General features: G+C 73.8%; 1 protein-coding gene. It reads right to left on the bottom strand.

Features of this window, described 5'->3' with window-relative positions; all coding sequences use genetic code 11:
* Positions 1-6 precede the first annotated feature (6 nt).
* Positions 7-546 (bottom strand): glycine cleavage T C-terminal barrel domain-containing protein (locus ACI78Z_RS25040; protein ID WP_457039242.1); only part of this gene is annotated, 540 nt, incomplete at its 5' end.

The following is a 546-nucleotide window of genomic DNA, read 5'->3' as shown; positions in this document are numbered from 1 at the left end:
AGCAGGTCAGCCATCGCGGCGGGCTCCTTCGGGGTCGACCAGCACCGAGCCGGTCACCTCGACCGGGACGAGGGTGCCGTTGACGGGCACGTGGACGGTGTCGCCGACGCGCTCCCGGCCGCCCTTGACCAGGGCCAGGGCGAACGGGCGGCCCAGCTCGGCGCTGCGGTAGCTGGAGGTGACGTGGCCGAGCATCGGCACCGGCGGGGGCGGCAGCTGGCCGTCGGCGCGGAACTCGACGATCTGCGAGCCCTCCGGCAGCACGGTCTGCCGGTCCACCGGCAGCAGGCCGACCAGCTGCTTGCGCCGCGGATCGGCGTTGGCCGGGCGGGCGAAGGAGCGCTTGCCGACGAAGTCGGGCTTCTTCTTCGACACCGCCCACGCCATGCCCAGGTCGTGCGGGCTGACGGTGCCGTCGGTGTCCTGCCCGATGATCGGGTAGCCCTTCTCCGCGCGCAGCACGTGCATGGTCTCGGTGCCGTAGGGCGTGATGCCGTGCGGGCGGCCGGCCTCGAGCAGCCGCGCCCACACCGCGACCGCGTACCA

The organism is Geodermatophilus sp. SYSU D01176 (assembly GCF_054050015.1).
This window is presented reverse-complemented; position numbering and strand designations above follow the sequence as displayed.